This window comes from Breznakia pachnodae (assembly GCF_030814225.1).
Classification (GTDB): Bacteria; Bacillota_I; Bacilli_A; order Erysipelotrichales; family Erysipelotrichaceae; genus Breznakia; species Breznakia pachnodae.
The window spans coordinates 424,771-450,635 of record NZ_JAUSUR010000002.1 but is presented as its reverse complement, the minus strand read 5'-3'; the positions used below and the strand labels follow the sequence as shown (position 1 = coordinate 450,635).

The 25,865-nt window shown below is 31.1% G+C and carries 22 protein-coding genes; all 22 read right to left on the bottom strand.

Features of this window, described 5'->3' with window-relative positions; genetic code table 11:
* Positions 1-4: 4 nt before the first annotated feature.
* The 22 genes from mutS to J2S15_RS07900 all read right to left on the bottom strand — a co-directional run bounded on the left by mutS (position 5) and on the right by J2S15_RS07900 (position 25,857).
* Positions 5-2,521 carry a DNA mismatch repair protein MutS gene (mutS, locus tag J2S15_RS08005; protein ID WP_307407109.1) on the bottom strand — a complete coding sequence of 839 codons (2,517 nt, stop codon included), beginning with the start codon at positions 2,519-2,521 and terminating at the stop codon, positions 5-7.
* Between the two features lie 157 nt (positions 2,522-2,678).
* The gene (locus tag J2S15_RS08000) at positions 2,679-3,686 is read right to left on the bottom strand and encodes a hypothetical protein (protein ID WP_307407107.1); all 1,008 of its coding nucleotides are present in this window, start codon (positions 3,684-3,686) and stop codon (positions 2,679-2,681) included.
* Between the two features lie 8 nt (positions 3,687-3,694).
* Positions 3,695-5,914, bottom strand: a complete 2,220-nt coding sequence (locus J2S15_RS07995; RefSeq protein ID WP_307407106.1) for an LXG domain-containing protein — start codon at positions 5,912-5,914, stop codon at positions 3,695-3,697.
* Positions 5,901-6,263, bottom strand: coding sequence for a hypothetical protein (locus J2S15_RS07990; RefSeq protein WP_307407104.1), 363 nt, complete (start codon positions 6,261-6,263; stop codon positions 5,901-5,903). The genes J2S15_RS07995 and J2S15_RS07990 overlap by 14 nt, the downstream gene beginning before the upstream one ends.
* A 4-nt stretch (positions 6,264-6,267) precedes the next feature.
* Positions 6,268-6,567, bottom strand: a complete 300-nt coding sequence (locus tag J2S15_RS07985; protein WP_307407103.1) for a hypothetical protein — start codon at positions 6,565-6,567, stop codon at positions 6,268-6,270.
* Between the two features lie 25 nt (positions 6,568-6,592).
* Positions 6,593-6,820 (bottom strand): hypothetical protein, encoded by a 228-nt coding sequence (locus J2S15_RS07980; RefSeq protein ID WP_307407101.1) that lies wholly within the window; start codon positions 6,818-6,820, stop codon positions 6,593-6,595.
* Positions 6,807-7,259 (bottom strand): hypothetical protein, encoded by a 453-nt coding sequence (locus tag J2S15_RS07975; RefSeq protein ID WP_307407100.1) that lies wholly within the window; start codon positions 7,257-7,259, stop codon positions 6,807-6,809. The genes J2S15_RS07980 and J2S15_RS07975 overlap by 14 nt, the downstream gene beginning before the upstream one ends.
* Before the next feature lie 81 nt (positions 7,260-7,340).
* Positions 7,341-7,634 carry a WXG100 family type VII secretion target gene (locus J2S15_RS07970; protein ID WP_307407098.1) on the bottom strand — a complete coding sequence of 98 codons (294 nt, stop codon included), beginning with the start codon at positions 7,632-7,634 and terminating at the stop codon, positions 7,341-7,343.
* A 66-nt stretch (positions 7,635-7,700) separates the two neighbouring features.
* On the bottom strand, positions 7,701-9,668 hold the full coding sequence (locus tag J2S15_RS07965; protein ID WP_307407096.1) for a BspA family leucine-rich repeat surface protein: 1,968 nt from the start codon (positions 9,666-9,668) through the stop codon (positions 7,701-7,703).
* Between the two features lie 15 nt (positions 9,669-9,683).
* On the bottom strand, positions 9,684-9,977 hold the full coding sequence (locus J2S15_RS07960) for a WXG100 family type VII secretion target (RefSeq protein ID WP_307407094.1): 294 nt from the start codon (positions 9,975-9,977) through the stop codon (positions 9,684-9,686).
* Between the two features lie 67 nt (positions 9,978-10,044).
* Positions 10,045-12,099: a YhgE/Pip domain-containing protein gene (locus J2S15_RS07955; RefSeq protein ID WP_307407093.1), complete on the bottom strand. Its 2,055-nt coding sequence runs from the start codon at positions 12,097-12,099 to the stop codon at positions 10,045-10,047.
* A gap of 11 nt (positions 12,100-12,110) precedes the next feature.
* Complete coding sequence (gene essC / locus J2S15_RS07950) at positions 12,111-16,457, bottom strand: type VII secretion protein EssC (RefSeq protein ID WP_307407091.1); 4,347 nt, start codon at positions 16,455-16,457, stop codon at positions 12,111-12,113.
* A 2-nt stretch (positions 16,458-16,459) separates the two neighbouring features.
* The gene (locus J2S15_RS07945; protein ID WP_307407090.1) at positions 16,460-17,566 is read right to left on the bottom strand and encodes a type VII secretion protein EssB/YukC; all 1,107 of its coding nucleotides are present in this window, start codon (positions 17,564-17,566) and stop codon (positions 16,460-16,462) included.
* 564 nt (positions 17,567-18,130) lie between these two features.
* Positions 18,131-18,892 (bottom strand): DUF6612 family protein, encoded by a 762-nt coding sequence (locus J2S15_RS07940; protein ID WP_307407088.1) that lies wholly within the window; start codon positions 18,890-18,892, stop codon positions 18,131-18,133.
* A 36-nt stretch (positions 18,893-18,928) separates the two neighbouring features.
* Positions 18,929-19,636, bottom strand: coding sequence for a hypothetical protein (locus tag J2S15_RS07935; RefSeq protein WP_307407086.1), 708 nt, complete (start codon positions 19,634-19,636; stop codon positions 18,929-18,931).
* Positions 19,629-20,108: an RNA polymerase sigma factor gene (locus J2S15_RS07930; protein WP_307407084.1), complete on the bottom strand. Its 480-nt coding sequence runs from the start codon at positions 20,106-20,108 to the stop codon at positions 19,629-19,631. The genes J2S15_RS07935 and J2S15_RS07930 overlap by 8 nt, the downstream gene beginning before the upstream one ends.
* 168 nt (positions 20,109-20,276) lie before the next feature.
* Positions 20,277-22,661, bottom strand: a complete 2,385-nt coding sequence (locus J2S15_RS07925; protein WP_307407083.1) for a transglutaminase domain-containing protein — start codon at positions 22,659-22,661, stop codon at positions 20,277-20,279.
* Between the two features lie 15 nt (positions 22,662-22,676).
* Positions 22,677-24,155: a hypothetical protein gene (locus J2S15_RS07920; protein ID WP_307407081.1), complete on the bottom strand. Its 1,479-nt coding sequence runs from the start codon at positions 24,153-24,155 to the stop codon at positions 22,677-22,679.
* A gap of 187 nt (positions 24,156-24,342) precedes the next feature.
* On the bottom strand, positions 24,343-25,050 hold the full coding sequence (locus J2S15_RS07915; protein WP_307407079.1) for a DUF975 family protein: 708 nt from the start codon (positions 25,048-25,050) through the stop codon (positions 24,343-24,345).
* Between the two features lie 6 nt (positions 25,051-25,056).
* Complete coding sequence (locus J2S15_RS07910; protein ID WP_307407077.1) at positions 25,057-25,368, bottom strand: septum formation initiator family protein; 312 nt, start codon at positions 25,366-25,368, stop codon at positions 25,057-25,059.
* A 60-nt stretch (positions 25,369-25,428) separates the two neighbouring features.
* A complete protein-coding gene (locus tag J2S15_RS07905; RefSeq protein WP_307407076.1) occupies positions 25,429-25,587 on the bottom strand; it encodes a hypothetical protein in 159 nt (52 codons plus the stop codon).
* Between the two features lie 6 nt (positions 25,588-25,593).
* The gene (locus J2S15_RS07900; RefSeq protein ID WP_307407074.1) at positions 25,594-25,857 is read right to left on the bottom strand and encodes an RNA-binding S4 domain-containing protein; all 264 of its coding nucleotides are present in this window, start codon (positions 25,855-25,857) and stop codon (positions 25,594-25,596) included.
* Between the last annotated feature and the right edge of the window lie 8 nt (positions 25,858-25,865).

Here is a 25,865-nt window from a genome sequence, read left to right as displayed (position 1 = left end):
ACCTCTAATGTTTCTTTAATTCATTTAAAAAATTCAAAGCTTCCAGTGGTGTCATCTGATCAACATTTGCCTGATCCAATAACTCTACAATTCGTTTTGCTTCCGTATCCTCTTTCTGGATACTTTCTTTCATTTCCACATGTAAATCCATATCATCCTTTTGGATATTACTTAAGATTACTGTAGCACGATCTAAAACTGCAGAAGGTAACTTTGCAAGTCTTGCAACATTAACCCCATAAGATTTATCCGCTCTACCTTCTTTTATTTTATACAAGAAGATTACTTCATCATCTTCCTCTTCTACATCTACTGTCAAATTCTTAATTCCTGGATACTTATCTTCTAGTGAAGTAAGTTCATGGTAGTGAGTAGAGAAAAGTGTTTTCGCTTTTGTATTCTCATGGATATATTCCAGCATTGCATAGGCAAGTGACATTCCATCATAAGTAGATGTCCCTCTACCAATCTCATCAAATAAAATCAGAGAGTTATCAGTAGCGTTTTGAAGAGCATAATTTGCTTCCATCATTTCCACCATGAATGTTGAATGTCCACTCATAATATCATCACTCGCACCAATTCTAGTAAAAATCTTATCAAATATTGGAATCTCACATACCTTAGCAGGCACAAAACATCCAATCTGAGCCATAATAACTGTTAATGCAACCTGTCTCATATACGTAGATTTACCACCCATATTTGGACCAGTAATAATCATAATCTGATCTTCCTGATTCATTACCAGATCATTTGCTACATAACGTTTTTCTTTCATCGTCTTATCTAAAATAGGATGACGATTTTCTACTAATGTAACTTTTTGTTCCTTAGTAAATTTAGGTCTTACATATCCATGTAATGCAGATACAACACTCATTGCATATAATGCATCAATACATGAAATTGCTTTCGCTAGTGTATTTAATTTTGGTAAATACATACGAATCATTTCTAATAATTGTTGATATAATTCATTCTCTAAACGAATTGCTTTTTCTTCAGAATGCAAAATCATATCTTCTTTTTCTTTTAATTCAGCTGTAATGAAACGCTCTGCATTCGCTAGGGTTTGCTTACGTTCATATCCAAGTTCATCACTAATCTTACTTAAATTTCCTTTACGTACCTCAATATAGTATCCAAAGATACGATTATATCCTATCTTCAATGAAGAAACCCCTGTACGTTCTCTTTCTTTCGTTTCTAAATCCAAAATAAACTGTTTTCCAGAATTCTTAATATGACGGAATTCATCTAACTGTTCATTATATCCATCAACAAACACTCCACCATCTTTCATATGTACTGGTGGCTCTTCCACAATTGTATCTTTCAATTTTTCATATAAGTCAGTTAATACATCAACTTTCTTAAACTCATCATATGCAGGACAATCTTTAAAGATATCAAGTACCATTGGTGCATACTCCAGTGTTGAAATCAAACGTAATAAATCTCTTGGATTTGCATTTCCATAAGCAATCTTCGCACTTAAACGTTCCATGTCATATACATGACTCAAACATTCTTTTAACTCATCTTTCAATAAGAAGTTAAAGTTTAAAAACTCTATTGCTTCTAAACGTTGATTGATTTTATCTTCATCAATTAATGGATAAGTAATCCATTTCTTCAATGTTCTACTTCCCATACTTGATCTTGTATGGTCCATAAAACTCCACAATGTTTCTGACTTTGAATTTGTTCTTACTGGCTGAATCAATTCAAGATTCAACTTCGTAGAATAATCCATTTGCAGGAATAACTCATCTTGAATTAGTTCCATTCTTCCTAAGTGAGTCATATGACGTTTTTGTGTATTATCCAAATAATTACTTAATATAGCAAAACTTGTTTTAATATGTTCATCATCAATCCCTTGAATCAAATCAAAGTATTCTTTCTTAAGTACAATATTGTCTTCTCTGGAAATAGTTACAAGTCCCAGATTATCTATCATCTTCTCTGCTTTTTTATCAAAAAAATTTTGAAGTACAACTTCTCTTACATTCATTGATAACAACGTTTTCTGTAACGACTGTAAACTGCGATCAATTGTCTTACCACTTAATTCACCACAAGTCATTTCACAGAAGGTAACAGCAAATCCATATTTAAAGTCATAGACTGATGCAATATAGGCACCTTCTTTAGTTTCATTTGCTTCTTCCATAATTGTTCCAGGAGTAACAATTTTCACAACATCACGCTTAACAATTTTACCTGCACTAGCATCTTCCAATTGTTCAACGATAGCAACTTTATACCCTTTTTGAGTCAGACGCTGAATATATCCAGTAGCTGCATGATAGGGAATACCACACATTGGAATTCTCTCTTCAACTCCTGCATTTCTACCTGTTAGAACTAAATCTAACTCATTTGATGCAGTTTTCGCATCATCAAAAAACATTTCATAAAAGTCTCCCAGACGATAAAAAACTATACAGTCTTGTAAGTTCTTTTTTACCTCTAGGTATTGTTGCATCATTGGTGTATATTTCTTCTCTTCCATAACTTCTCCTGTCTTTTTATAACCTCTTTATTATAACATATGCAGTTGTGTCTTTCATAAATTTCAAAAAATAAATCAAATCATTTCTCTTTATTTTAATAACATAAAAAAGCACAAGATTGTGCTTTCAACTATGATATTTATATCAATTTAAAGACTACTCATATCTAAACACATCTTCTTCACTACTTTCTGGTACTTTAAAATATAAATCCCAATCTTCTTGACCATTTATTACATGACTTTCTTCATCTATTGAACAATAAGAAGATAGTGTTAATTGTGTTTTATCTAATTCTCTTCCATCTTCGAGTAGTAATCCAATTATTTCATCATCACTTAAATCATCAGCAAATAACGTTAAATAATTCTCATCCAGATATTGTTCAGTATTAGGAAATATTTCTAATAATTCCTTATTGTTTTTTGATAAACTTTTAACTCTAAGAACTTGAAGACTTTCCCAAGGTGTTCCTACCCAATATGGATTGTTTCCATCAAAACTATAGTATGCATCTATCCCATTTTTCTCTAGTATATCTGTGCATAATAAATTTTTCATTGAATCATTATATTCCAGCCCATTTCTATAATAAACTGTTGTCTTCATATCAATGTTATGGTAATTATCTTCAATGCTCACATATAAGTTGTGCATTTCCATTACTTCCTCTTTTTCTAAATCTGCCGGTATTATTTCAACTACAAAGACTATACATTTTCTACCTTCATATACAGTAGTTGCATGAGGTTTAACGGATACTGTTGCAATCTGATACTCTGGATAATTTTCATCCAATATTTCTTTTATATCTAACTGCTTAATTAATTCATTAGTTTCAATATCTCTTATAAATATATTAAAACTATTGAGTTTTATTATTTGTCGCAGTGATAGTTCTGAATATTTTTCCTTTTCATAGTTCGTAGAATATGTGACATATGATTCTCCTGGGAATATTAATGTATCCATATATAAACTTGCTAAATATTGATTTTTTTCATTTATTACTGTTTTTCCAACTAAATCAAAGTATCCTATTTCTTCATCCAATTCTATTTTTTCTATGTGATTTATATGTCCTTCATTCTCATTATTATTCTTATCACATCCTGTTATTAATGTAAGTAAAACAAGTAATCCAATTAACAATTTAGTTTTCATGTTTCCCCCTATTTTTTGTCCATATCATTCACTAACGTATCAAAATCACTTAATATAGATCCTGTGTTAGAGCCATGCACCTCCATATATCCTTTGTTCACAAGATTCATAGCATCCATATAAATATCCATATCTTTTTTTCCATCTTCTGTCAGATAATATTCAAAATCTATTCCTCCATTAATAATTTTATCTGCTGTATTAATAACTTCGTTATATCTATCTGTATCATTTATATATTTCTCATCGACATATGATTCATACCACGTCTTTAGTTTTGGATTGTTCTTTGTAATATCAAATATATCTTTCAAATCATCTAATTTTTCTGTTTCTTCTGTACTAAAAAATATCTCTATACCTTGCTTCTCCCAGCGGTTCATAATTATAGCTCGTTCTCCATCTCCCTGTATACTTTCTAATACTACATATGTTCCATCTTTAACCACTATTTTATCTTGTCCCAATAGCATTTTGATAGCATTAGCTCTTATACCATCTTCTTCTTCGGATAAGGCCTTAATTGTTTTTTCCAAATTCATTGCATCTTGAATAATACTCAATCCATTTGTATATCCTCCAAACATTTTATCAATATATTCTTTTTGTTCTGGAGTAAGACTTTTACAAAAATCATCCCAATTTGCATAGTCTTTTGCAAATTTAGATGAATCCTTTAGATATGTTGCAACTTCATCTTTAGCTGCTGATTGAAGAGCTTTAAGAGCGGCGCCAGCCATTGGATTATATATCGCTACAGCTGCAATGGAAGCATTCAAGAAAAAGTTTTTTAAAGCATCTCCCTTCTTTTTCGCTAATTCAGCTAAATGTGTTATATATTCTTGACTTAATTGAGACATCGTATCACTCAATACATCCGAATTACCCTTTACCCATTCATTTTTTTGACCACTAATTGAATAATGAGCATCATCATAAATACTATAGTGTCCCTCTGTAGAAAATCCTAATTGGTTTTTATATTTATAACTAAAACCACTTTGTCTATCATAGCTAAGATCTTTAAATTGTATTCCAAACATAACATTTGCTCTTACACGACCTTGTCCTGTTATGTGTTCAGAAGGGTATGTAGAGCCACTTGTTGTTAAATAGTCCACAGACATTAACAATGAATATATATCCATCAAATATTCATTCTTTAAACAACCAGCTTCCATTTCATTCGTTATTGGATCTTGAAACATATTTAATTCATCACTAATAATTAAACCTTGTTTTCCAAATTCAATCGTTACAGATGTCGATGTAATTAAATTTGTAAGATGCTTCCTTTGATTAGAATCTTTATATTCGACATCTTCACTCATAGAAATGACATTTACCATCTTAAGCAAATTATCTGTTTCATTATGTTCTACTAATCTTGCCATATAATCTGATATTATACAATATGCTCCATCGGATATACTATCAGCATCTATTTTAAATGCACCTTCATAATCACTTTTTAATGTTTTTAAGACAAATTCCATATCTGATTCTGGTAAATCAGATAATAATCCATAAACTTGATAGCAAGTATAATCTAAGCTTTTTAAATATAAAATATCATCTTCACTTAATCCTTTGTCTTTTAAATATTTTTCACTTGTTTTTTCATTTAGCTCATTTAAATCATCAATCCATTTAGTATCAATTAATTCAGTGCTAAAAGTCCCTGTCTCCGGATTCCAACAATCACTTTCTAACGAATTCATTCCATTTACCACCAACATAAGATATGAGTTTGTTGTTTCATAATTTGAACTGCTACTTGATGAAAATTGATACATTCTATCGACTACGCCTTGTATTCTATCTTTTAATGACATATTTACATATGCATAATGCTGGGCATATGGATGATCATCAATTAATCCTAACCAATAATTAGTATATGAAACTAGTGTCCCCATTTCTTGTATTAGATTGTCTGTATTTATATAAGCATTACTATCATTATCCACATTTATATACTGATTTTGTAGGTTTCTATTCGCAGCTATAAATTCTTTTGCAAATTGTTCTATTCCATTATATAACATTATATAGACTGTGTTGAAATAGTCCTTTTGATTTGTATATGCGTTAGATATCAATTCTGTATTGTATATAAAACTATTAATATTATTTCTAACATTTTGTACTTCCGTTATTTGATTTTCCATCATATTATTTATTTGCTTAATTTGATTATTAATCTCAATTCCACTATATGCTGGCATCTTGTTCCTCCTCTTGTCTTACTTCAACTTCTTCATTTATCTTTTTTTCAATTTCATCTAAATTGTTTAGATGTTTTTCTTTCGTCATTAATCGTTCTTCTTCATTTTCTTCAGCTAATTTTAAATTCTTATTTTGTAAATAACTTATTTCTTCTTCAATCTTAGAAAAGTATATTTTCGACTCCTCACTTTGCCAATTTTTTTGAATGCTAAATAAACTTTCTTTCGTTTGATTAATCCAATTATGAAACATTTCAGTTTGCTCGTCTAATTTTGCAAATTTCTTTTCTTGCTCATTATAAATATCTTCGATTTTTTGTTTTTCTTTTTTTAGTTCATCCTTATCCATAACATCACCTTTTATCTTTTGAGTGTTTTCCTACACTAGTTGAACTTTTATTACTTGCTGTTTTATCTATCTCTAAAAAATCGACAGTCAATGATTCTATTTTATCAGCATCTCTTTTCAGTGCAACTTTTAATTTTTCTCTAGAACTTTTAAATTGTTCACTTATAGAAACCGCTTCATCTTTTGCATGTACTCCAAATGTACTATTTGAATAATTAATGTTTGTTGCAAAACTTGATACTGCTCCTTGTATGTTCTTTTTATTACTTGTCGCTTCTGAAAGCTTTACTTTAATTTTTGGCATAATTCTTCCCTCCGTATTATATTCTTTACTCTATTATTATTTTTTCGCCAGTATAAATCTCTGCTTGTTGAAAAGTTAATTTCTTACTCTTTAAACTATTCGCATTCCCCAGTCGAACATATTCTATGTCTCTAATCATAAGTAACCCTTTTTCTTGAATAATCCTTAAGGCATCTTCAATTTTTTGTTCAGGTTGTAACATAACATCAAATTCCAGGTTATGTCGTTTATCACAAATACTAACTGTTATCATTTTCTAAACTCCTTTTCCTTTTCTTCTTATAGTGCTCTCTAGAGAATAACGTTGCAAATAAAACAACGATTCCTCCAAAAATTACATAATATAAAACATAACTTTCTTCTTTAACTATTGCTATGTTATCAACTGCGATTGGTTCATTCCAAATTAGATCTTCTAGTTCTTCATAGCCTTCTGCTTCCATAGCCTCTTCTAACATAACTTTATTTTGAATGTCTTTAATCTTCTCTTTTTCAGCTTCTGCATGATGTTCACTTTTCTTAATAGTATCCTCAGAAAAGAAATTAAATCCTTTGTAACTACCAGAAACATTATTATAGGATTCACTGTTAGATGCATCCGGATTTAATTCCCATCCATCTTCATCTTTTTCTGCCTTTATAGGACTAATAAAGAACAGTAAAGCAATTGTTAGTATTGTCAGCTTTTTCATAGTCTCCTCCTCGTCTTACCAAAAGTATCAATAAGTTGATACCTTTGGTAAAACGTACACAATATGTGTACAGTTTTACTATTACTTACCTGAATGTTTAGCTTCTAGATTTGCTAAGTCTTTAGCATATGTTTCAATATTAGTTCCTAAAATTTCAAGAATTTCTGCTGCATTTCTAAATTGTGGCATCAATTCTTCCCATTGACGTTGGTATTCTTCAGAAGCATTACCAATCCAAGCTTCTTGAGCTGTGTTCAAAGTACTATTAATTTCATTAACTAGTGCCATAAATGAACCCGCGTCTCCTCCATATGTCGATTTGACTTTAACTCCTGTAGCTTCTAAATCACTATAGTTAGCTTGCATATTTGACATTTGATTCCCTCCTTTCATCAAATCTATTACTAATGACTTATGTCATTTGTAACTATACTCATAAAATTATTTGTTATCCTTCTGCTTTACATGGACAGTTATTATTGTAAATCCTGATATTAATAATATTAATATATATATATATTTCATATTTCTATATAAATCGCCTGTTAATGGTGCAGTTTTATCTTCACTTATTGATGTTGCATTAGCTTTATTTGGTGTTTTTTTCTCACTTTCTACTTCAATGCCAGGTTTTGTTGATTCATTATTTTCATCATTAGGTTCTTCTTTATATACTTTTTCCCATACATACGTATCAGGTTTTGAACCATCATATTTCATCATAAAATCAAGACTACTTTCATATACATTATTAGCATTTTTTCCTATCCATCTTCCAGTATATTCACCAGTTGTTGTATCGATTGCAGGCAATAAAACATCGTATTGAATAATCATATCTTCACTTATTTTTATAGATTCAAGTGAACTACATTCACTAAACATATTTGCAAAATACCGTTTATCTGTTATAGCTGCTGTACTCCAATTATTTATATCTAGTGTCTTTAAACTATAGCATTCCTCAAATATACTTCTCATACCTATTACTTTACTTGTGTCAAAATTACTTACATCTAATTCTTCAATTTTATAGCATTTCCAAAACATATTACTCATACTGGTCACATTTGATGTGTCAAAGTTGGTAACATTCAAATCTGTTAGTTCATGGCAACCTGCAAACATACCATTCATATTAGTCACATTTGATGTGTCAAAGTTGGTAACATCAATTTTAGTCATACTCCAATTCCACCAGAACATACTATTCATATCTATTACATTAGAGGTATCAAAACCTGTAACATCTAAATTATCTAATTTAACACAATTACTGAACATACAATTCATTGTAGTAACATTTTTTGTATCAAAATTACTTACATTTAAATTTTCTACTTCGAGACAATGTGAAAATAAATTATTCATTTTTGTTACATTACTTGTATCCCAGTTGCTAACATCTAATTCCCTTACATTCCTACAATTAGTAAACACTGCTTCCATGCTTGTTATTTTACTTGTATTAAATTTACTTACATCTAATTCGTTAACTGACATGCAATGATAGAATAGTTTCTCTATTGTTGTCGTATTACTTGTATCAAATCCACTCACATCTATTGTTATAAGATTTCTACAATTGCTGAACATCCCACTTAGATCTACTACTTTTCCTGTAATAAAACCACTTACATCTATTGTAGTTAAGCTCTGACAATCATTAAACATATTTTTCATACTTGCTACATTTGTCGTGTCAAAGTTACTCACATCTATAGCTACGAGATACCCACATTTATTGAACATACTACTTAAATCTGTTACATTTGAAGTATTAAAACCACTTATATCAACTGTAGTTAAGTCGTTACATTCACTAAACATATGACTCATATTAACTACGTTTGATGTATCAAAATTGTTGATATTAAGAGTTTTAAAATTTTTACAGCCATTAAACATATAACTCATATCTATTACATTTTCAGTATCAAAACTACTTAAATTAAGAATAGACAAGTTTCTACATTTATTAAACATATAACTCATATCTGTCACATTCGTTGTATCAAATCCGCTTAAATCAAGAGCGCTTAATACAGATGAATTATCAAACATATGACTCATATTTGTTACATTTTCAGTATTTAGATTTGATATATTTCTGATATCATATACACCAGACATATTACTAAAGACATAAGATGAATCTGCTGCTAATATAATCGGACCAGTAAACTCAATACGATTAAAATCTGCTGCATACACTTGCCAGTTTGGAATACCTTCTGCAAATGTTCCAGCATCAATAGTTAACATCTTTGTATCAGTATTTATCGTCCAATTTGATGTTCCCCATGTTCCAGTATAAATAGTAGCAGCCTCTAATTCTGTTTGGCTTAATCCTATTATTCCACATAGAATCGAGAAAACTATACCTATTTTTAATATTATTTTCTTCATCATTTTCTCCTTCTATTACTTGTTTGAATGTTTAGCTTCTAGATTTGCTAAGTCTTTAGCATATGTTTCAATATTAGTTCCTAAAATTTCAAGAATTTCTGCTGCATTTCTAAATTGTGGCATCAATTCTTCCCATTGACGTTGGTATTCTTCAGAAGCATTACCAATCCAAGCTTCTTGAGCTGTGTTCAAAGTACTATTAATTTCATTAACTAGTGCCATAAATGAACCCGCGTTTCCTCCATATGTCGATTTGACTTTAACTCCTGTAGCTTCTAAATCACTATAGTTAGCTTGCATATTTGACATTTGATTCCCTCCTTTCATCAAATCTATTACTAATGACTTATGTCATTTGTAACTATAATTCTAAATACTATTCTTCTGTTTCTTTTTTTGAAAACACAACATATCCTACTGTTAATAACAATAGAACCACTCCAATTCCTCCAATATATAACCAAGATGTTGGTAAACTGTCATCTTCATCTGTTGTAGGTGTAGATGCAGCTATTGAAGGTGCACTCACACCATCTCCATCTTTTACTGCTGGATTCAGAATGTGATCTTTTACTTCTTTACTTTGTGTTTCTCCATATTTTGTATTCTTCAATTTACTTGTAAAACGATATAACAAATCACTATTATTACCAGTTGAAGTTACAACCGACTCTTTTGCACTTTGTAATCCAGCTTCAATCTTTTCATTTGATTCTTGCTGAGACTTAGATACATTAGTAGATATCTCTGTAATTTTTAGATTTGCTTCTGTTTCAATCTCTTTTTGTCTAGTTTCATATTCGCCAGCTAATGTATCTACTTCTTTTAATAATAAAGCAGTATTGCTGTTAATGTTTGTTAATTTGCTATCTAATTTAGAATTTGTACTATTTAGAATACCTTCAATACGGAACGTACTTGCTGTTGATTCCACTTTATCTACTTCTCTATTTAACTCATTCATTTCAGTTGTATAGCCACTGTAATGCTTTTGTAATGAATCAAGTAAATCTCTTTTAATATATCCACCATTAATTTCGTTTGTTGTATTATCAACTGTAATAATCGAATTAATTGTAGTTTCTATTTTTGTTAAGATATCACTATCTGTTTTTACCTGTGTTTTTAATGGATCTTTTAACTGCGACTTAAGGGTTGGTTTTATACTATCTTTAATATGCAATTTTATATCCTTATCTACCCCACCCACACTTATTGTAGTTGGGATATATGTCGATGGATTTAACGTAGTTTCATATGTTCCATTACTAAAATTCTCAATAAGTAATTCACATGTTGTTGCATTGTAATCAGGATTTGGACCCATTACATCAACTGAAGTTGGATCATCTGGATCTGCTGGTGTTACAATTATCGTTTTAATACAGCGTGTTTGAACATTTGTTTGTAATGTTAACAAGTCTTGTAATTCGGTTCCTTGTATCACTGATATATCATAATTCATCTGATTTGTAATTTCTGTAAGTGTTTCATCTACTGCTTTATCAACCGAATCATCTACGGATTTATCAACTGCTGTATCTACACTTTTATCAATAGCATCATTTGTGTTCTTTGTTACATCATTTGCAACTTTATCTTTAATCGCTTGACCATTGTACACTAATTCTCCATCTTCATTTGTGAAGATATCCCATGTAAATTTTTCTTCTTTTAACTTTTCAATTGCATCTGTTACTGCAGCATATGTTTCCATAATTGAAGTTTTGTTTTCTTCATTTACTACTTTCATTTCATCTACAACAGCTTGGTAGTTTGCTTCTTCTTCACCTGTATCTAATGTAGGTGTGTCTTTTTCAATTACATCAAACTCTGTAATTTCAACCATCGTTATTAAATCAACTGACTGAATTGAATTTACGGCATCCAATGCAGTTTGATCATTTTGCATAACTGCTGTTGCCTGATCTTGACCATCATGTACTTCCTTTAGAATTGAAGTAAGATACATATATCCAATTTCATAATTCAAAGTATCTTCAATACTTTGTATCTTTTCTGTTGATGTTTTCTGTGCTTCTTTATTTAAATTTTCACTAAATTCATATTTTAAAATCGCAGTTTCTGGATTTGCTAGGTTGATACTTTCTACTGAGTTTGAGAAACTTTCTGGAATAATTACATATCCCGCATATACTCCATTCGTTACTCCGGTTCTTGCTTCATCTAGTCCAACTGTATTTACATCAATTTTAGCTAATAGTTCATTCCCATAGTTAATAGTTGTATTACCACTTTGAATACCTTCATCTAGATTAACAACTACAACTTCATCCGTTGTAAACTCATTGCTTTTAATAATTTCTTGTACTTCTTTTTCAGTAAAGAAATACTTCTGCATAAGTGCACCAACTACACCTGATAACATAACCGCCATTACAACAGCTACTATTTTTATTCGCTTTTTCATATTCATCCCTCCTATGATTCACTTTTCTCATCCCACAACATTGTTATTGGTTTATGACTTCCATCACTGAAATACATCGCTTTCTTGAATTCTGGTAATTTATCTCTAAAACTCAAACGCATTCCAGTAGAAACCTCACCCATATTGACAAGACCTAATCCATTATTTACTTCTTTGAAGTAAGTAATCATTTTATCGATTCCTTTAAATTTCGTTGACTCACTAGCTACAATAAAATGGATATGTACTTCTACTGCATCTCTTATCAGACTTACAAAATCTGGTGATGGACTTACAAACTTAATATAATCATCTAATTCATGAATGATAATATATATGTTTTCAAATCCATTTAATACATCCATTCTATTTTCACCGCGTTTTGTAGCTTCTCTTAATACTTCCATTCGTTTTTCAATTGTATTTCTCAATTGCTCTTCATGACTTTTAAACTCACTGCTTTGTTCGAGGTAAGTAACATTTTCATGTTTACCATATGCAAACAGTTCCATTTTATTAGAATCAAACAATGTAACTTTTCCATTCTCTTTTGCTTGATTTAAAATTACTTTAATAGCATTTGTTTTACCACTACCCTTAGAACCCAAAATCAAGAATGGATTTTGAGTTGTTTCAATACCTTCCATGATTACATCCTGACAACATAATCCTAGATAAATATCTCGTTTATGTTTTTGATAAGAATTCAAATCACTGTAAACTAATTTTTCTGGAAGTACAGCTATTCCTTGAGCTTTGCTTCCACTATTACTTTCAGCAATTTCTTTCACTAACCTTCTTGATTTGTTCAATAAGTCAACATCATCACTAAAATCAAATGGTATGTATTGTTGTATCATATGAATTCCATCACTCTTTATATAAGCACGCCCTTTAATTTCAGGAAGAACATCTTTAATACTTCCAATGATTGGACTATATTCTGATTTATCAAATAAATATCCAACAACACGTACTTTCATATAGTTTGTCATTGTGTAGTGAATAGAACCAAAACGAGATACTGACATTGCCAGATAAATTCCTAAGCTCATTCCTTCACGTGTTAATTTCACAAAGAAGTTTTTCATATCATCACTAATTTCTTTTACTACATCAAAATTATCTACAGCAACAACAATAGCTTGTAACTTCTGATCACTTAACTGGTTGTATACATTAAAATTCTGTGCTGCTTTTTCTGATAGTAACTTCTTACGTTTCTTAATTTCATCTTCTATTAACTTCATAAACTTGTTTAGACGTTCTTCGTCATCCATCGTAATGTAATCCGCTGTATGTGGTAACTCACGATAGTTAATTAGAGCGCTGTTTCCAAAATCAAGAATATAATAATTAAGATTATCAACACTATTTTGCATAGCTAAGTTTAATAACATATTTGCAAGAACTATCGATTTCCCAAATCCTGATGCTGATACAAACGTAATATTTCCTTCTTTTTCTAAGTCAATAATGTATTCACTCTGACGTTGTTCTTCTGGAATATCCATCATACCAACATGTAAATTCAAATCTAAAGTTGGATATGTACATACATCACAGACTTTACCAATTGCTGGATTTACAAGTTTTTGTTTCAGTGATGGAAGCCATGGTTTCTTAACTTCCACTGCATGAAGCGATTCATACTCTTGAGCAATATAATCAATTGTTACATCAAGTTCTGATTTTTTAACTTCTATCTTTTCATCTTGTTCGCTTAAATCCTCATTAATAAGTTGGCCTTGTCCTAATTCATTCAATAGATAAATACGATTATCAACAAATGATTTTTCTTCACCACCACTTACAAACGCTGCTCCACTATATGCAGATTGAAATAATTCATAAATCTCATTATTACCAACCTGTAAATAGCTTCGCCCAGGTTGTGTAATATTAGCTGCATCTGGAGTTTTCAACATCTCTTTACTATCCGATTCATTTTGAACTTTTAGACATAATTTAAACTTTGAGTTTGTCCATATCTGATCATCCACAACCCCTGTAGGTTTTTGGGTTGCAAGGATTAAGTGAACTCCTAAACTACGACCAATACGAGCAGTTGAAACTAGCTCTTTCATAAATTCTGGTTGCTCTTTCTTTAACTCCGCAAACTCATCTGAAATAATAAATAGGTGGGGAAGTGGTTCTTCCGCTTTTCCTGATTTAAATAATTTATGGTATGCGTTAATATTATTTACATCATGATCACCAAATATCCTTTGTCTTCTTTTTAATTCACTTTGAATTGATACAAGAGCACGCATACTTTCACTACCATCCAGGTTAGTAATTGTCCCAAGTAGGTGAGGCAAGTCCTTAAATAGATTTGCCATTCCTCCACCCTTATAGTCAATTAGAAGGAATCCTACTTCATGAGGATGAAAGTGTAATGCAAGCGATAAAATGTATGATTGCACAATCTCTGATTTTCCACTACCTGTCGTACCTGCAACTAGACCATGTGGCCCATGCGCTTTTTCATGCAAATCAAGCATTACAATATCATCCACTGCTCGTACGCCAAGAGGAACTGCCAATGATTTAAATGCCGCATTCTGATTCCATTTTTCTTTTACTCTGAATTGTTCAGGTGATTCTACCTTGAATAATTCAAAGAATCCAATACTTTCAGGAATCTGTGAACTGATTTTCTCCTGATGTTCAATTGCTGCTAGAATTCTAGCTTCTTTTTCTAAATCTACATTTTTAGTATGATCTAACCTAAACTTCTTATTCATTAACTCCTGATTTTCCATAACCAGAATTCCCTGATCACGGTTTTCAATCGAAACTACAGTTTTAATATTTTCAGGAAGTTTTGATTTTTGACTTGTTGTATAGATGATTGAATATCCTAGGGTATTCATCTCAAGCTGCAACATTTCCATAATTGAGTGATTTAACACCAAACTTGGTTCATCAATCACAAATAATAGGTGAGGCAAGAATCTTGTTTCTTTTTTATTTTCCTCTTCTTTTAGTTTGCGATCCTTCAACATCTGATAGACACTACCAAGTACTTGATCACGCATTCTCTCATTATAGATACAACCAAGTGTATTGATTGCTTTCACTTTAAAGTGTGGATACCACTTTAAATAGTTAAACGTTTCTCTATTTTCTTCACTGTATAAATAAATGATTTCCAAATCATGATAACTTTGAAGAAAGGTCAGTTGCGAGAAATATACTTTCAACTGTTCATGAATATTACGTTTATCACCAATTAAACCAAGATGTGCCTGTTTCAAATCAATTACAACTGGTTTATCTCTCATATTACTATATTCATCACAAATGCTTTGTGCTTCATTCAACAGTTCATCTTCTTCCATTTCTATTTCTGAGCGATCCAGTAGAATGGAGAATGGTGCCTGTTCTGATGAGCGACCAATACAAATAGTCAGAAAGTCTTCATCATTTGCATTTCGTTCATACAAACGACTGCTGTATTCATTAATCATCGTACTTATTTCATTTACGGATGGATTGTGATAATGCAGTGCTTCCTTTGCATCATTATATTGATGAAATGTCCTTTTTCTTAAACTTAGAAGATACTTACTATATACTTCTTCACGTTTAATATTTTTTTCTTTCGTTTCTTTTTTATCACTAAAGAATTTACTAACATTCGTCACTAGGGTTACAACGCTACTTAGCACCATTGTAATTAGCATAATACCTCTACCCATAAAGAACCCAACCCCAACAGTTGCAACTGCCATTAGTAGGGTAGGTACAAATGTTGCAAGAACTCCTTTGGTATTTAACTCTGCCTTTTGTGGCGGTTTTGCAATCTTAATATCTTCTTCATTCACCTTCTTAATAATCCTTGGTGAACGATTATAGTTAGGAAATGTATCAAAACGCTTTTGAATATTTTCAACAATTGGTAATATTGTTTCAATCGTATTGCGATTTCCTTGCACTTCAATATAATCATCAAAAAGCGTAAATCGAATATTCTTTATCTGAAAAATATCTCCATTTGTAAAAGTTCCTTCTTCTTTTGCAAGTTTCCCATTGTGATATACATGACTTATATTCCCACTAAAGTGGTATGTATCTTTTTCAAAATATATTTGTACATCGAAATCAGATATTGTAATATCTGCTAACTTATTAGCAACTGTAACTACTGGTTTTCGCTTTATATATAACGACTGATCACTCATAACTAAAAACTGTTCATTATCAACTTCATTTAGCTCATAAGCATTAATTATTTCTCCAGCATAAGCGAATCCCTGTTCACTCTTTTCTAATATCTTCCCTTTATACTCGATCTTTTTTAGAAAAGGTATCTCTTCATAATGTGAGTCTTTCAATATTACTACATGATTCATATTTACTTCTCACTCTCTTCATTTTCACTAACTTTTTCAATATAATCATCAATTAATTTCTCAAGTTCACTTTTTCTAGTTGCCTTTTCTTCACTGCTTAACTCTGTATTTGTATTCAAAGAACTATACTCCACACTATAAGCGTAATAAAGCAGACGATCATCTGAGAATTTATTAGCAATTTCATATGCATCATCAAATTCTTTTCGTCCCAACAACACCCAGAACTTACTATAAGATTCATTTCCATTTAATTTAATTTGCGATAAGGCATTGCTCTTTGCTTCATCATTCAATCCACTAGACTTAATATGCGATACTGCAAGGATATACATACTCTCTTTGCTTAAGCTATCTGTAGATGTAGATTCAAGTGTATCAATTGTATCTACATAGTTGTTATCCACATAATGACTCATTGCTTTAAGTTCTGTACTTTGATCTTTATTAATAAACATAAACTGATACAAATTCAGCACCAACAATAAGACACTCAATACAACAAAAACTCTCAATGCAATCTTATTGATTGTCTGTTTCTTTTTAGGAACACTAACTGTCTTCAGTGCTTTTTCTTTTTCAAGTGTAAATTGTTCAAATAACAAGGAAACAATTTCCTGAGTGGTTGTACAAGATTTTATCTGTGATAAAAACTTATCCTTATCCATCAGTGACAATCCACCTTCATAAAAATCTTGATAAGAGTATTGTTTCATCATAACGGTTCCAATTAAACTCTTATATTGAAGCAGGAAGTCTGCATGTTCATCGTCACCAATAACATCACGACGCAGCACTTTTGCATTCAAATTTGCATCAAAAAACAGGTTCTCTGGTTGTAGCGAAAAAACAAATCGCTTTGAGATTGCTTCCAATCTCTGTACACTCAGCAAAAACCTGATCTTATCGATTCTAGTTTTACCAAGTTCTTCAAATGAAAATAATCCTGTTGTATCATAATTAAATACAACTGTCTCTTTTTCATCTTTAAACTCAGCATTACAGTTTACAAATTCCCCTCGTCTCTCACATAAACTAATTAAATCAAATTCACTTTCAATACTTGTTGAAGATTTTCTTATATCTTCACTAAAAATATTATCATTCATACTACTTATTCCCCTCCTGTATTCTGACAACAAGAAACTGATTTCTACAAAATCATATTAAACACTACGTTTTAATACCAGGTACCTTTCTTGTGGACCTGTAAGAATATTTGATTTTTCATCTTCACTTGTTTAAAGTGTTTTCATAAAAATCCCTGAAATATTCTTTCTTTATTTGCACTAACTATTCTAGCGAACAAAAAAACCATCTAAGATAGGTGTCTTAGATGGTTTAAAAAGTATATTTAACCAAGCAAAAACAAAACAACACTTAAAAAAATGTTACCTATCTTCATTTACCAAATCATTGATTTGGCCATACCCCTGTTTTATTTTTTACCCTTCGTGTATTAGTATAAACTACTATGCCCTTTAGTATGGTTTATACCACTAACACTCTAATAATATAATTTTTCACATTGAGTGTCAAAGTTTTTTTTGACTTTTTGAATATCAAACAATGAAAAAGGAAATACATTTCACTATCGTGATATTCATAGCATTACTATAATAAATGACTATGCTATGTCATCTTAATTTCAACATAACATAGTCACTTTTCTTCTATTCTTCTACATACTCGCTGAAGTCTGGGAATTCAATTTTTTGTTCCCCAAATGATGTATATGTAACATTAGCTTTCATATCTAATGTAGCACTATCATCATCAACACTAAGTTTTAATGAGAATGAAATATCTTGTTCATAAATAAATCCATCATCACCAACTACATATTCAATCTTATAGTCTTTAATATCAATGTTGTCTTCGCTCAATCCACTACTAGATAAATCTTCTGACAATTGATCCATTACTAATTCTTTTACAGCTTTTTGACTTAATTCGATTGTAATTACTTTCTTACCATCTTTAGTTTCAATTTGTGCTGATTCAATAGAATCTTCATCGATTTCAGTTAATCCAGTTTGTTCACTCATTGATTCTCCAGAATCTGCAGATGAAATTGTTTTCGACCCATACATATCCATGTATGTCTTACCATCTTTCATATACATTTTTCCTTCGTATTCAGAGCCATACATATTCATTGTAACACCCATGTCTGCTTCCATCTTTGATTCATCATCTGCATTGTTGATAATAAAATCGATAGCCATTTCAATTGACATTTCTTCTCCACCAGATTCCATGTTCATTGACATAGACATTGATCCAGCTGATGATGCCTCTTCATTTGTTTTTTCTAATGCATCATTTAGTGTATTAATAGCCTCTTCATCTTTGTTGCTGCTTGATGAACATCCACTTAATGCTCCAGCTGATACCATTACTGCTAGCAGTAATCCAAATATTTTTCTCTTCATTGTTTATTTGTTCCTTTCTAGAATCATCTTCAAATCTTATTTTATAACCATATTCAATATCGTTATAAAATCTTCCTGAGAAGTTTCAGTTGTAACTACTGTATAAATATAATCATCTTTAATATAGTTAGCCCCATATTCACTTGATTTATCATCATACCAGACATCACATGAAACACCATTCACTTCAGAATTTCCATTTATGGTTTCATCTAACTTCAGTTGATATGAAATTTTTAATATCTGATCATTATATTCATATATGTATGTAACTCTAGCATTTATCATTTCTTCATTTTCATAAATACTCTCATACATTGTTTCTTCCAGTTTGTAATCTTCTGGAACTTCCATTTCTTGAATACTTTCTCCCAAAAAAGCCTCAATTTCATCCTTTGTACTTTTTTCAACAACGCTATCCGATGGTATTTCTTCCAAATCACCAATCATCTGGTTATCAGAAAATACCATATGCCCATCGCTCAGTTCAACTTCTTCGACTGTCTGTCCTGCAGTTAAATCCGTTGTAATCAGTTGATCAGATGACTGCCCCATCACCCCAACAATAATTGCAACCACTGCAGCTGTTGTACCAAGACCAAATAACATTGGCATTGAAAAAAAACTAAATTTCTTCTTCTCTTTTTGTTTTTCTTGTTCTTCTTTCATTAGAACTGATGTCTTATGAATCAAATCTTTTGGCACTTCAATTTCATCATATGCATCTTTGTAATCATCAAGCATCACGCTCACACTCCAGTCTTACTTTCAACCGATCTCGCCCTCTGGATAGTCTAGTTTTTACTGTAGATTCATTCATATCCAATATCTTCGCAATATCACTAATCGAGTACTGCTCATAATAAAACAGATGAATAATAATCTTATACTTTTCTTCCAGCTCCTGTACATGATAAAAAACTTCATGATGCTTTGGATCTTCAAATGGAATATCAACTACTAATTCTTGCTTGTTACTATTGTAACGATTCTTAAAAAAATCTTTACAGCAATTAATAGTTACTCGAATTAACCATGCTTTTATATGTTCGTCCGATTCAAATTCTTTTTGGTATCGAACCAAGCGTAAAAACACTTCTTGAAAGATATCATTTGCATCTTCTTTATTTTTAACTTGTGACAGTGCTACTTTGTAAACCGTACTGGAAAACTTCTCCAGGATCTGGTCACAATCCAACATATCTTTTTTTGCCATAATCATCCTCTGTTCTAACCAGTCCATTATATCATAACTCTACTGGTTTTCTTAAGCGAAGATGATTTTTCTATCCTCAGTAATAATACGATGAAACTTCATAAAAAGTTTCAATAAATAAATATTCCTGATTCATATAGAAGTTGAACCAGGAATATTATCAGTTAATTAATTTGCTACTTCTAAGTAAATAACACCTAAGTAATACGTTCCTCGTAAACTTTTTCCAGATTTCTCTTGTACATTTCCAGCGATTTCAGCGAAGTCTTCTTCACTAATACTATACTCTGTACGTAGCACTACTTTACCATCTGCATTAATTCCAGACAATAACTCATCTGTAATTGAAGATGTGTCAAAGTATTTGCTGTGGTAACGGTAGTATTCATTGTTTTCTTCACTAGCTGTAAATTCATTTAATACTGAATCCATTACATATAACTTATCTTCAACAAGTACTTTAGAAGAAATACTGTCTGGTAAGTTAAATAGTGAATTACTAATAAATTCATTGTCATTGTTTGTTGTATCAATTGATAACCATTGTCCATCAATCTTTACACGGTTCCATGCATGAGGCAGAGAACCATCAAGGTTACCAGTAACAACAATAGATTCTAATCCTGCTTCATCTGCTAATAATTTAAATGCCGCTGCATAACCAGCACATACACCTTTGTTGTTGATTAGAATTCCATACGCTGTAAATGAATCATTAAATTCTTCATCTACAGTTTTGAAATCATTCTTTTCCGCATTATCCAATGCATCCATATCGTACTCAGCATTTGCACATAAGTAATCATTGATTGCTTCTTCTTTTTCGATATCAGTCATATCATCAGTAATAATCTCTGCAACAACTTCTTTTACTTTTGTTTGAATTTCTGCTTGTTTGTCCGCTTTTGTATCAGCATCTTCATCATACGTAATAATTACATTATTATTACCATCCATACGAATACTTTGTACTCCTAATACCAATGGGTTTTGATAAATCGCTTCATACCATGCATCCAACAGATATTCCTGACTTGATGCTTCATTAAAGTCATCTAAGCTAATTTTAGTATTTCCATTTAACATATTGATTGCAAGATATTCAGACAATGCACTATTTGCATATACATTGAATCCTTCAGTTGATACTTCAGTTGCTGCATCACCATCATCTTCAACTTCTTCATTTAAATCAACATCTTTATCAATTGATCCAGCTTGATCTCTTAAATCATCCTGACGTGCTTTAAGGTCTTTTAAATCTTGTTCATATGTTTTTTCGTCATAGTTAACTACTTCAACAAATCCCTCTACTGAAGTTCCTTCAATTTTAAAAGGAATTGAAATATAATCTAATTCTTCATTTTTAGTTACTTCTGTTCCTTTTTCATCTTCGTCAGTAACAATAAATGTGCTTGAATCCAATTTAATATCACTAATATCATAGTTAATTAGCTTTTGAACTGCTTGTCCATCACACATTGTTACCCAAGCATGAGAAGGCAATAGGTTTGGATCTTCTTCTACATGTAAATATTTTTCTTTATCTAATCCACCTTTATTTAGATAATATGCTAATTCATAAGGCGTTTGTTGAGCAACATAACGAGCATCAACTAGATTACTTACAGATGAAGTTCCATCATCATTAGTGGCAATTACTGCATAATAAATATCATATTCAAAAGTTGAACTACCTTCAATAATATTTGCATTATTCGTAAAATCTTCTACTGACATATTATCATCATTTTTGTATTCTGAATATAATGTGTCTTCTGTCTTTTCTACAGATATTCTAAATGCTTTATTATCGTTATCCAATGAATTTGAGTTCCCACCTTTATTGCTCCAACTTGAATCTTCAGTTGTTGCAAGAACCTCAATTGATTCACCACTTGTTGAGTATCCAGCTTCTTTTTTATAATATTGAACTTTTACTACTGAGTACTCACTTGCTCCCTCAATTTCATCCCAACTTAATTCACCTAATCCATCTTCATTTACTTGAAATTTAAGATTTGGTGCAGCACTTACTTCATGTTTTGTATCAAATACAGTAACTAGAGGTTTTTCCAATTCCTCACCTGTGTCTAAATCTACATATTGTACTAGGTAATACTGCTGCGCATTTCCCCAGTCTTTGTTATTTCCTAAATCATATAATTTTCCACCACGTTTTTCATCTGGAAGCTGTAGAACTCCTGTTTTTGGTGGTTGAATTATTAACTCTTGTTTTTCTTTGTCATAATCATACGAAATACTTACTGGATATTTTAAATCTGCATCCATATAAACTTGAAATAACTGACCTAAACTTTGGTAATTTTCATTCGGATCAAATCCAAACTTAAATTCAAATGAATGATCACGTTCTAAGCCACTTAGTGATTCTTCATAACTATACGTTTCTTCCCCTTCATATTTACCCTTTAATTCAGTTGTAAACTCTTCGTTTGTTATTTGTGCTTTATCACTTCCTGACCCTCCACAGCCACTTAATACAACTGCTAAAGCCAGTAATGCTACTACACTTTTACTTTTCTTATTCATATTTTCCATTCCCTCCTAATTTGATAACCCTGAAGAGCTAACTTTAAACTTATATACAATATTTTTATCTCTTCTTACATGTACCTTCACAAACGTACCATACTCATTTCCATAACGATACATACCAATTGGTTTTGAATATGAGAATGATGTATATTCACTATATACTTCATTCAATTTTTCTTCTGTTGTGTTTAATCCAATTTCTCCAGGAAGAGAGAATGTATGTTTACTATCCATGCTACTTAATGATACTTCAATGCTTACAATCTGACATTCTTCTATTGGTTTAGTTTCTTCTGATGGATTATGAATAATTACCATAGCAGATTCCATTGTGTCACTATTGAACAACATAGTAGAACGATATCCATCACCTTCAAGTGCTGCCATATCAGCATCAATACCAATTACAAATCCAAATTCACTGATCTTAGAAACTTCAAGAGGTAATGCATAAGTTGTTCCATTGGCAATGAAACTGTAAGTATCCCAAGGACCAGTTGCTTCTTTGCTTTCTTTAGAAGTTACTTCTTTTACTTCTTCCTCTTTTTCTTCTGTATCCTTATCAGTAGAAGGAGCTTCTACTTTATCTTTTTCTGTTTCATCTTCCTTCTTATCTTCAGTCTTGTCTTCAGTATCATCTTTTTCATCTTCTTTTGAGTCATCATCCTTTGAACCATCTTTTTTATCGTTTTCACTTACTGGAGACTTAATTTCATCACTATCAACTTTATCATAATCAGAATATTCGATTGTGAATGCTGCTGTTTTTGATGATAATGCATAATCTGAGTCATCTCCCATATCATATTGATAATCTGAGAAATCTTTGTATTCAACTTCAACTGATGTTGGTAATTTACTTTCCTTATCAATTACCAATTCAATTTCAATCGTAACGTCCTTTAATTCTTTATCACTTGGATATTCATAAAATCCAACAAAGTATTGATTATAACCTACGATTGCATCATAACTTGCTGCATTTACATTACCAGTGAATACATAAGAATCTTCTTTTTCTTCAAATTTAACATCTTCACTTTCTTTAACTGCCTCAAAGAAATCACTCATCTCTTTTTCAGGAAGATATTCCTGTGCATCCATTTCCGTATCCACATCTTCACTATCAGCTATTGTTTCCTGTGTTGGTTTCTTTCCACTGAAATCAACATAAGACGTTGTTTCTGAAGTTGTATCATACCCACTTAATCCAACTGTCAGTTCTCTTTCATAAAGAGCTTTCTTATCTTTCAGACTTAATAGTGTCGTCCCTTTCGAGTCACGTGTCAGTACAAGTTTTTCATCTCCACTTTTCATTTCGATTTCTTGTTCACTTGTTACTTCACTCTTATAAGATTCGACTTCATTAAATGCTTTGATTGCATCCTCCATAACCGATTCTTTTGTAGCCGTATCGCTTGTAGAGCAACCACTTAACAATGTTACTCCTAACAAAAATGATAATAATAATCCTTTATACTTTTTCATTCTATTCTCCTTTGAATTTTCCCTGTCTGTCTATAATACGCCATAGCCATAAAAAAAGTTTCAAATATATTATAAAAATAATAAAAAATATATTTGAAAACTTTCTTTACTATTTAATTCCACTTCAATTGTGACAATGTACTACTTTACAATAAACCATTAGCCCTCTTGATTCATCATAATTTTTCTACATATCTGGGGAACTATATTCATTCTCCTGATACGTTTCATTTTTTTCAAATACACGTTTACGGTCATAATAAACAAACATGATTGTTAAAATGATGTAAGGTGTAACATATAAACTTGGTATACTATATAACATTACCTGTGCAAAGATCCAAAGGATAAATGATAGATCTAATACAAATAGACTTACTTTGATTCCTTTTGAATATTCTTTTGATAATGCAAATGTTTCTCTTATTGATAATTCTGGTTGTTCGATTGCAATGTATCTAACAAAGAAATAACGATATGATAAATATAATCCTGGAAAGACAAAGAACATCATTCCAATCCCTGTTATTATATTTAATAACATCATTTTTACTCCATAATTGATAAATCCTTTTACACTCATCTGTTTAGAAATGCTGTTGAAATCCGCCTCTGGATTTCTTCTTAACTCCATACACATAACTACTAAGAAGTACGTTGCTACAGCGCTTGCTACTCCAAGCAACTGTGAACCTGCAAGATTCTTTGCCAGAGCAATATACACTACACCAAGATCACTTGGAAGGGAAGTGTAGTACTCCTGAGGAATCTGAGGTACAAACTGATTTCCTAATAATTCAATAATAAAAGGGATAGCAGCCATAGAACCAAGCATAAAGATATTTTTATGAAGTATCTCTCTGGCCTTTGCTTTCATTTCAATTCGATTAAACATAGTATTTTACTGCTCCTCTTCCGTTTCTTCTGTTGGCAATCTAAAAACTTGCTCATCATCTGTTTCGGTAAGCATATATTTACCACGTGCATAACGAACGACATAGTCTTCGTTACTTAAATTAGATTTCTCTTTTTCTAGTTGTTCTTTTTCTTTTTCCAACTTTGTTCGTTCTGCTTCCGCATCTGATATATCAGCACGAAGTGACAGGTTTGTATTTACTTCTTTTACCACTTCCATGATACAGTAGGCTGAAATCAGAACCATTACCAGTAAGGTAATAAACCTAGCTGGACTTCTTTTTTTCTTCTTATTCATTTTATCACCTTGCTTTATTCCATAGTAAACTATAAACTTTTAAAACTCAAGCGTACACTCTTAATTTAATGAAAATGTATCTAAGTTATATAATTTATCACGATAATTCAATAGTTCAATATATTGCATACCTTCCAGTTCTTCTTTCGTTTTTGTGTTGTTTGGAATTTCTAAAATTTCTTTAATTAATAATTCCAATCCGATTGTTTCCTGTTCCATTTTTAGTTACTCCTTTTCGATATATTTTTCATCGATTACTTCAAACATTAATGTCGCATCATTTTTTGATACTTGTTTTGGCGTGTCCAATACGCGAACACTTAATTCTCGGTTTCCAAAAAGAATCGTGATTTCATCACCAACATTTACATCTGTACTTGGCTTTGCCTTGCGACCATTCACAATTACTCGCTGTTGGTCTGCAAGTTCTTTCGATACACTTCTTCTTTTTAATATTCTTGCTACTTTTAAATATTTATCTAATCGCATATATCCTC

Bases quoted from the DNA above. Each gene is read 5' to 3' on its own strand.
- J2S15_RS07905 (WP_307407076.1), bottom strand. From the start codon at position 25,587: ATGGAACAGGAAACAATCGGATTGGAATTATTAATTAAAGAAATTTTA.
- J2S15_RS07995 (WP_307407106.1), bottom strand. From the start codon at position 5,914: ATGCCAGCATATAGTGGAATTGAGATTAATAATCAAATTAAGCAAATA.
- essC (WP_307407091.1), bottom strand. From the start codon at position 16,457: ATGAATCATGTAGTAATATTGAAAGACTCACATTATGAAGAGATACCT.
- J2S15_RS07910 (WP_307407077.1), bottom strand. From the start codon at position 25,368: ATGAATAAGAAGAAAAAAAGAAGTCCAGCTAGGTTTATTACCTTACTG.
- J2S15_RS07980 (WP_307407101.1), bottom strand. From the start codon at position 6,820: ATGATAACAGTTAGTATTTGTGATAAACGACATAACCTGGAATTTGAT.
- J2S15_RS08000 (WP_307407107.1), bottom strand. From the start codon at position 3,686: ATGAAAACTAAATTGTTAATTGGATTACTTGTTTTACTTACATTAATA.
- J2S15_RS07975 (WP_307407100.1), bottom strand. From the start codon at position 7,259: ATGAAAAAGCTGACAATACTAACAATTGCTTTACTGTTCTTTATTAGT.
- J2S15_RS07930 (WP_307407084.1), bottom strand. From the start codon at position 20,108: ATGGCAAAAAAAGATATGTTGGATTGTGACCAGATCCTGGAGAAGTTT.
- J2S15_RS07960 (WP_307407094.1), bottom strand. From the start codon at position 9,977: ATGTCAAATATGCAAGCTAACTATAGTGATTTAGAAGCTACAGGAGTT.
- J2S15_RS07925 (WP_307407083.1), bottom strand. From the start codon at position 22,661: ATGAATAAGAAAAGTAAAAGTGTAGTAGCATTACTGGCTTTAGCAGTT.
- J2S15_RS07955 (WP_307407093.1), bottom strand. From the start codon at position 12,099: ATGAAAAAGCGAATAAAAATAGTAGCTGTTGTAATGGCGGTTATGTTA.
- J2S15_RS07990 (WP_307407104.1), bottom strand. From the start codon at position 6,263: ATGGATAAGGATGAACTAAAAAAAGAAAAACAAAAAATCGAAGATATT.
- J2S15_RS07915 (WP_307407079.1), bottom strand. From the start codon at position 25,050: ATGTTTAATCGAATTGAAATGAAAGCAAAGGCCAGAGAGATACTTCAT.
- J2S15_RS07920 (WP_307407081.1), bottom strand. From the start codon at position 24,155: ATGAAAAAGTATAAAGGATTATTATTATCATTTTTGTTAGGAGTAACA.
- J2S15_RS07970 (WP_307407098.1), bottom strand. From the start codon at position 7,634: ATGTCAAATATGCAAGCTAACTATAGTGATTTAGAAGCTACAGGAGTT.
- J2S15_RS07935 (WP_307407086.1), bottom strand. From the start codon at position 19,636: ATGCTTGATGATTACAAAGATGCATATGATGAAATTGAAGTGCCAAAA.
- mutS (WP_307407109.1), bottom strand. From the start codon at position 2,521: ATGGAAGAGAAGAAATATACACCAATGATGCAACAATACCTAGAGGTA.
- J2S15_RS07985 (WP_307407103.1), bottom strand. From the start codon at position 6,567: ATGCCAAAAATTAAAGTAAAGCTTTCAGAAGCGACAAGTAATAAAAAG.
- J2S15_RS07945 (WP_307407090.1), bottom strand. From the start codon at position 17,566: ATGAATGATAATATTTTTAGTGAAGATATAAGAAAATCTTCAACAAGT.
- J2S15_RS07940 (WP_307407088.1), bottom strand. From the start codon at position 18,892: ATGAAGAGAAAAATATTTGGATTACTGCTAGCAGTAATGGTATCAGCT.
- J2S15_RS07965 (WP_307407096.1), bottom strand. From the start codon at position 9,668: ATGAAGAAAATAATATTAAAAATAGGTATAGTTTTCTCGATTCTATGT.
- J2S15_RS07900 (WP_307407074.1), bottom strand. From the start codon at position 25,857: ATGCGATTAGATAAATATTTAAAAGTAGCAAGAATATTAAAAAGAAGA.